General features: G+C 76.2%; 1 pseudogene. It reads left to right on the top strand.

The annotated features are described in order from the left end of the window. Nucleotides 1-429 (top strand): annotated as a pseudogene (locus SM753_RS20255) (cobyrinic acid a,c-diamide synthase); the annotation flags it as partial.

Below are 429 nucleotides of genomic sequence, written 5' to 3'. Positions count from 1 at the left end.
CCAGCGCGACGGCGCGACCGTCCAGCCCGCGAAGGCCGGCCCCGACTTCGTCGACCCGAGTCACCACGCGCAGGTCGCCGAACGGCCGTCGCGGACGCTCGACGCGTGGCTCCAGGGCGACGACGGCCTCCGCCGGAACTACCATCGCGGCGACGGCGACGTCTGCGTCGTCGAGGGCGTGATGGGGCTCTACGACGGCGACTGCTCGAGCACCGCCGCCGTCGCCAGCGCGCTCGACCTCCCCGTCGTCCTCGTCGTCGACGCGAAGGCCGGGATGGAGAGCGTCGCCGCGACCGCACTCGGCTTCCGGCGGTACGCCGAGCACGCCGGCGCGGGCGAAGACGTCGACGTCGCCGGCGTGCTCGCCCAGCGCGCGCACGGCGGCCGTCACGAGGCCGGCATCCGCGACGCGCTCCCCGACGACCTCGC

It is taken from the genome of Halostella sp. PRR32 (genome assembly GCF_034808085.1).
Taxonomy (GTDB): Archaea; Halobacteriota; Halobacteria; order Halobacteriales; family Natronoarchaeaceae; genus Halostella; species Halostella pelagica.
This window is presented reverse-complemented; position numbering and strand designations above follow the sequence as displayed.